Annotated in this window: 9 protein-coding genes; all 9 read left to right on the plus strand. The window is 59.7% G+C overall.

Annotation, left to right across the window (positions count from 1 at the left end; all coding sequences use genetic code 11):
• Positions 1 to 548, plus strand: a 548-nt coding sequence (locus L6D63_RS28070) for a hypothetical protein (protein WP_236170489.1), incomplete at its 5' end; no start/stop codon positions are given.
• A 1,035-nt stretch (positions 549 to 1,583) separates the two neighbouring features.
• Positions 1,584 to 1,889: a hypothetical protein gene (locus L6D63_RS28075; protein WP_236170490.1), complete on the plus strand. Its 306-nt coding sequence runs from the start codon at positions 1,584 to 1,586 to the stop codon at positions 1,887 to 1,889.
• A gap of 295 nt (positions 1,890 to 2,184) precedes the next feature.
• Positions 2,185 to 2,613, plus strand: coding sequence for a hypothetical protein (locus L6D63_RS28080; RefSeq protein ID WP_047297567.1), 429 nt, complete (start codon positions 2,185 to 2,187; stop codon positions 2,611 to 2,613).
• Positions 2,610 to 2,801 carry a hypothetical protein gene (locus L6D63_RS28085; protein ID WP_047297566.1) on the plus strand — a complete coding sequence of 64 codons (192 nt, stop codon included), beginning with the start codon at positions 2,610 to 2,612 and terminating at the stop codon, positions 2,799 to 2,801. The genes L6D63_RS28080 and L6D63_RS28085 overlap by 4 nt, the downstream gene beginning before the upstream one ends.
• Positions 2,798 to 3,019 (plus strand): hypothetical protein, encoded by a 222-nt coding sequence (locus L6D63_RS28090; RefSeq protein WP_017736470.1) that lies wholly within the window; start codon positions 2,798 to 2,800, stop codon positions 3,017 to 3,019. The genes L6D63_RS28085 and L6D63_RS28090 overlap by 4 nt, the downstream gene beginning before the upstream one ends.
• A gap of 157 nt (positions 3,020 to 3,176) precedes the next feature.
• Complete coding sequence (locus L6D63_RS28095) at positions 3,177 to 4,334, plus strand: coiled-coil domain-containing protein (protein ID WP_108183206.1); 1,158 nt, start codon at positions 3,177 to 3,179, stop codon at positions 4,332 to 4,334.
• Positions 4,335 to 4,344: 10 nt separating this feature from the next.
• Positions 4,345 to 5,103: an ERF family protein gene (locus tag L6D63_RS28100; protein WP_108183207.1), complete on the plus strand. Its 759-nt coding sequence runs from the start codon at positions 4,345 to 4,347 to the stop codon at positions 5,101 to 5,103.
• A complete protein-coding gene (locus L6D63_RS28105) occupies positions 5,100 to 5,867 on the plus strand; it encodes a lambda exonuclease family protein (protein ID WP_131671975.1) in 768 nt (255 codons plus the stop codon). Before L6D63_RS28100 ends, L6D63_RS28105 begins: the two co-directional genes overlap by 4 nt.
• Positions 5,864 to 6,385, plus strand: a complete 522-nt coding sequence (locus tag L6D63_RS28110; RefSeq protein ID WP_131671974.1) for a hypothetical protein — start codon at positions 5,864 to 5,866, stop codon at positions 6,383 to 6,385. Before L6D63_RS28105 ends, L6D63_RS28110 begins: the two co-directional genes overlap by 4 nt.
• Positions 6,386 to 6,554: the final 169 nt, after the last annotated feature.

Genomic DNA, 6,554 nt, shown 5'->3' on the forward strand with positions numbered 1-6,554 from the left:
GCGTGAGCGCAACTGATCTTTCCGATCGCATCGTCGAGCAGGCAGTGCATGCGCTGCTCTACTCCACCAGTTATGGGGATGACGACGAGGAAAGCACGCAATCGTCGCGATTCAAGCAGCAGATTGAAAAGCGCGTGAAGGATGCGGTCGACCAGAAGATCGACGCGATGTTCGCCGAGCACGTTCTACCGCGCGTTGGCGAAATCATCGAATCGGCCGACATGCGCAAAACCAGCCACTACGGCGAGCCGAAAGGCGACCCTATGACCTTCAAGGAGTACATCGCTAGCCGCGCCGAGGTGTACATGAGTGAGAAGGTCGACTATCACGGCCAATCGAAGGACGAGTCGAAGGACAGCTACAACTGGCGCGAATCAGGCCCGCGCCTCACCGTTCTAATGAAGCTCTACATCAAGGACACGCTCGAGAAGAGTGCGAAGTCAGCGATCAATGACGTGAACAAGGTCATCGCCAAGAACATCGAACAAGCGGCCAAGGACGCAATCACGTCCTGCGCAGCATCGCTCAAAGTGGCAGTGACCATCTGACAACCAGCGCCACGACAGCCTGTCGTTAACTGCCCTATACCGGTGATGGTTGAGGTCCTGGGTGGTCAGGACGAATCCGGTTAACCCACCCGAGGCCCTGGTACTCCCCAGCACCAGGCTGCATCGGAGTGTGATCTGGTTGCGACGAATGCACATCCTTCGATGGTGTGTAGGCGGATTGGGTCAGATCACACCCCGATGCGGACGAAACTGCGGCCTATAACCGCCCACCTGCATCACCGCAACAAGCAGATGAATGCCAGGGCTGACTGGCAAGTGTAAGACCTGAGGGATCGCGGGAATCGTGGCCGGCAAAGTGAGTAAGCGCCCAGATGGCCACGGCGAGTCCAAGAATAAGCGGCTGAAACCTTCGCCCCGGTGAAACTCCGGTGTCACTAAGGCCGCTAATAGTCATGCCGGGATCAGCTCCGGTCATTTGCATTAACGCGGGGTAGCTTGCGCGCAATCAAGCCAGCACCAAGCGCCACGGCGGTAAAGCCCGCGCCGGAGACGTAACCGGTAAGCAGATGCGGCGTTGAAAGCTGGGTTGAACGCTTCGGCGGCCCTGGAGAAACGCAGGTTAATAGGCGCCAGTTTTGCTGGTTGCTCCTCCGAGCGGTCGTCCCGAAAGGGTCCGCTCTCGCCGGATTCGCGCCCGGCCATCTGCACCTTTTGAAGACTGAGAACGGCGAGCGCCCGCCAAGATGCCAACGGCGCGCATTGGAGGATGACCATCATGAAATAGACGAACGCTTCAACTTGGGTAGCGAAGAAAGCCTGCAGTATTCGCTCGAGACTCCATTAACAGGCAGCGGACAGTAGGCCGTCGATGTCACCGCGCATCGGCCGAATGAGGTAGGCCACCCCAGCGCACGAAGACAACTTGATGATGCAAGCCCGTTCTGTCGCCAGCAGCGAGACTGGGCCTCCCTCCCCCGACACCACCCGAATGCACTCCCCTCCGCGCCCAACGGCAACCAGCGGAGCGGATGAGTGCATCCGAGTTTTGTTGGATCAACCACAGAGGAATCAGTCATGGATTACATGGCAGCTCAAATGGACCGCCAGATTGAAGGCGCCCAGTTCCGGTACGACGCCGCGATTGAAGACGGTTTACAGCCGGCATTCCCGGTTGGCGATTACGACCACATGATTTTCAACCCGAAAACTGTGGCAGAGACGAAGCGCCAGCTGTCTGGCATGACCCTGCGAGATTACTTCGCTGCCAAGGCGCTGCAAGGAATGTTGGCCGGTGATGCGGAGTGGATCGCATCCGAGGACGTTGCTGCCACGCGAGCTTACAAAATGGCCGACGCCATGCTCGCCGCCCGCTCCGCCTAACCCAAACACTGGAGGTCGCCATGCATAGCTGTACTGAAACTCAAGCGGTGTGCCGAGGGTGCGGCCTCAAGTTGCGCGGGTCACCTTCTTGGAAGGCGGGCTTAGCCTATCACCCCGATCCGAAAGGCGAAGTCCACCGCTGCCATTACGGCGGCTGGGTCTGCTCGCGCCGCTGCGATATCCGCGCCTCCGTCGAACTGGAGGGAACCATGCCCGGTTGCGGTGGCGTGAACAGTTACGAGCGGCTGTCCATTTACGCAAAAGAGAGCATTAAGCGCCATTGGCCGGAGGCAGCATGAACGCAGCACTGAAGATTTGTCAGGCCATGCACGACGCGCAGTTGCCTCCGATGGTGAGCGAGAGCGCGCAGGAAGTGGCTCGGGCTGAGTGGCTGTATAACGCCGCTGAGCAGTTGGTGCGGTTTGGCTGTGACGTCTCGTTTCAGCGTCGCATGCGGCCGGTTCAGGGCATCACGCTGGCCCAGTTCGCTCTGGCGGTTGATGAGCATGCAAACGGACGGCTTGCAGACTGCGAGGTCACGACAGTTTCGCTGGGCTACCTCTTGATCGCCGCCCAGCGCGGCCACGCTGACAAGGTCGCCGCCGCCGAACTCCTCGGCACCAGCGACCACCCATTGGGCAAGCTTGGCGAAATCGCAGAGGGCCTACTTCGACCCCTTGTTGACGACGCGCTGATCGCCCAAACCGAGGATGCCGAACTGTGAGCCCGCACATCCTTATCGATGAAGCGCTGGATAGCCTCTCGCATCCGGACAGTCCGCCCGGCAACAGCATTCTGGTTCAGCAGATCATCACCAACCTGATGACGGATCAGTTGATCACCCTCGAAGAATTCAGCCATTACTGCCAGCGCCTGCTGAAGCATTGCAGGCAGCGCAAGGAGTTCACATGAGTACCGCACCGGTTAAATCGCTGATCGACGAACAAATTGAAGAGCTGCCCGAATTCATGGCGGTACCAAGCGACCGCGTACTGATGGTGTTCAAGGGCGCAACTTGGGAAGACGCTCTACACTCTGCTGAATTAGCCAGCATTGAAAATGTTCACGCTTGGAGCCGCAGGGCCTGCCTGTGTGGTGAGTGGACGATCACATATGAGGTGAAAGCTTGACCTCCTACCAGCGTGCAAAACGTGCCGCCATCCTCCGCGGAAGTTTAATCGCCATCTCCGTCTTCATCTTACTGATGCTGATCAGCGCCCTCGCTGATCGCGTCACTCAATAACCCCACACCTTCAAACGCTGCGAGCATCGCGGCAAGGATTCCCCGTGTCCGCACAACAGCAAGTCATCAAGATCGACGACATCAGCGAAGAAAACGCGCCGGCCATTTACGTCGCCGGTGGTCTTAGCCAGTTCTTCGACGCGGTTGCCGCTGAGGTCACTGCCGAGGTTCCAGACCTGACCACTCGCAAAGGCCGCGAGCGCATCGCCTCTCTGGCGGCAAAGGTCAGCAAGTCGAAAACAGCCGTGGAAAAGCCCGGACGCGACTACCTCAAGCGCCTGAAGGAAATGCCGAAGGTCGTCGAGGCCGAGCTGCGAGAGTTCGTCAACAAGATGGATGCGCTGCGTGACGCCACTCGCCAGCCTCTGACGGACTGGGAGCAGGCCGAGATTGCCCGGACAGATGCCCACGTCGACGCGATCCAGCGCATCAAGGATCTGGCCATCTTCGAAGCGGCGCCAACGTCCGGCCACTTGGCCAACATCATCGCCGACCTTGAATTGCTCGAAATCGGCGATAGCTGGGAAGAGTTTCTGGCTGAAGCCGCCCAAGTGAAAGACCAGACGCTGAGCAAGCTGCGCGCGCTATACACCGAACGAGCGCGGTACGAAGCCGAGCAGGCCGAACTGATCCGGTTGCGCGCCGAGGCTGAAGCACAGGCGCAGCGCGATCGGGATGCGCAAATCGCCCGGGAAGCTGAAGAGCGTGCCCGCCGCGAAGCTGAACAACGCGCCCAAGCTGAGCGAGACGCCGCCACCCGCCGCGAGCAGGAGTTGCTTGATCAGGCTGCCGCTGCGCAGCGCGCCGCCGAGCAAGCGGCCCGCGATGCTGAGGCAGAAGCCGAGCGCCAGCGCCTACAACTTCAATTGCAAGCAGAGCAGGCCGAGCGAGCCGCTGCGCAGGCAGAAGTCAATCGCATCGCTGCCGAACAACGAGCCGAGCAAGAGCGGATCGCCGCCGAACAGCGCCAAGCTGAAGCCGTAGAGCAAGCCCGCCTTGCCGAGGTAGCTCGCCAGCAGGCCGAAGCGAACGAGGCCGCCCGCCAGCAGCGGGAGCGCGAAGCCGATCAGGCCCACAAGGTGAAGATCATGGGCGCCGCCAAAGAGGCGCTGATGTCGATGAACATCACCGAAGAACTGGCCAAGGCCATCGTTCTGAAAATCGCTCGCCGGGAAGTCCCCAACATCACCATCCATTTCTGAGGAGGCCGCCATGTCCACCGAAATCATCATGCCGGAACAGCGCCGGCAAGCCGTCGTGCCGATCTCGACGGACAACAGCATCATGGCGGTCATCAGTCGCGCCGCCGCCGATCCGACCTGCGATATCGAAAAGATGGAGCGCCTGCTCGCCATGCATGAGCGCATGCAGGATAAGGCCGCCGAAGCAGCATTCAACGCCGGAATGGCGCAAATGCAGTGCGAGATACCAACGGTCTTCGAGGCCGCTGTGAACCTGCATACCGGCAACGCCTACGCCACGCTCGACGACATCACGCGAATCATCAAGCCGATCATGCAGCGACACGGATTCGCGATCACCTTCAAGGTTGAAAACCTCGACAAAGCCATCAGCGTCACCGGCATTTTGATGCACCGTGACGGGCACCGAGAACACACCACGATGACCTTGCCGGCCGATATCGGCAAAGGGCGCAACGAAGTGCAGGCGGTTGGTTCATCCACCACCTATGGCAAGCGCTACGTGATGTGCGCCCTGCTGAACATCACGACCAGTGAGGCTCGCGATGATGACGCGCAGACGGCGGACGGATCGGATAGCGAGGAAATGCGAGCCCAAGTAATTACGGACATCCTTGAGCGGGTCGAACAGACAGCCTCACCCGATGAGCTCAAAGATGTCTGGCAGGCTGCATTGAAGGTTTTGCAGGCCAGCGGCGACAAGGTCGGTTATGACACGGTGAAGATTGCCGTCACCAAGCGCAAAGACATATTGGAGGCAAAACAATGATTGTCCTCAACTGCACGCAGGGATCTGCCGAGTGGCTGCAAGGCCGCGCCGGGGTCATCACCGCAAGCATGTTCAGCACCGCCCGCTCCAAGGTGAACGGGCTTACCACCCAGCAGCGGAAGTATGTCGACGCGATTCTGGGCGGGCATAGCGAAAGCAAGGCCCGCGACCTGGCCGGCTACAAGGCGGGGCCGAAAGCAGAGGTTGTGCAGCGCGCGCTGGACGGCGAGAAGGTCGGCGAACCATCGAACGCCGCACTCACCTACGCCTTCGAACTGGCCGTTGAACGGATCGGCGGCGCGCCACTGGACGGCGGGTTCGAAACCTGGCAGATGCGCCGAGGGCATGAGTTGGAGCCGGAAGCCCGAATGGAACACGAAATTCAGACGGGCCTGATCGTTACGCAGGTCGGGCTGGTGAAAACTGACGACGGCGTGTTTGGCGCCAGTGCAGACGGATTCATCGGCGACGACGGCGGCTCGGAGTACAAATGCTTCCTTTCGCCTGACAAGCTTCGCGCGTTCCACATCGATAACGATGCCAGCGAAGTGATCGACCAGGTGCAGGGCTGCATGTGGATCACCGGCCGCAAGTGGTGGCACATCGGGATGTACTGCCCTCTCCTGAAACCCGTTGGTCGCCAGCTCTGGTTGCAAGAGTTCAAACGGGATGACGACTACATCGAACAACTCGAAGAAGACCTTTGGCAGTTTAAGCTGCTGGTGGACGGCTACGAGGCGAAGCTCCGGAGTAAAGCAGCATGATCAGCATCCTACAGAACGAAGTAGAGCGCCTTCGGCCAGCGTCCGACGAACTGGCGGCCCAGGTTGCGCAGTTCCTGGCAGACGGCGGCAAGATCGACAGCTCTGGAAAGTCAAAGCCCAGGCCGGAAGTACTCGCCAGCCTCAAGCAGCCACCATTCTTTCAACGCCAAGCGGTCAAAACTGAGACCGATCTACAGGTGGCGCGCATCCGCGAGATGGCGCCAACCATGAGCCGCCGCGATATCTGCGAGAAGGAAGGCATCACCCTCGGCGTATTAAAAGGGATCGCTGGCCGGTACGGAATCACATTCCCCATCAGGCCAAAGCAGCCAAGCCCGCCAAACAAAGTTGACTCAATCAGGGATGCGTTTTTGGTCGTCCGTATCGGTGAGTGCATCGCCGCTGGCGTCAGTCGGCAGCAGTGCTGCATCAAGCTCAAGATCAGCTCCACCTTGCTCTACCGCCTGATCAAGGAATACGAGATCGACTATCCAAAGCTGAAACCCGCATTCCGATGAAGCGGCGAGTTCAGCAACGCAAACGTCAAGCCTGGTTCGCACTGCCGGCCAGCGGAATTGAAGAGGTAAGCCATGGCCAAGAGCAATGCAGATCGCTCAGCGAAAGCCGCGGCGAAGAGGAAGAGCCGCGGCGAAGTAGAGGTTCGGTTCCACACCCTGCCAGCTACGC

It is taken from the genome of Pseudomonas parakoreensis (genome assembly GCF_021602155.1).
GTDB classification, from domain to species: domain Bacteria; phylum Pseudomonadota; class Gammaproteobacteria; order Pseudomonadales; family Pseudomonadaceae; genus Aquipseudomonas; species Aquipseudomonas parakoreensis.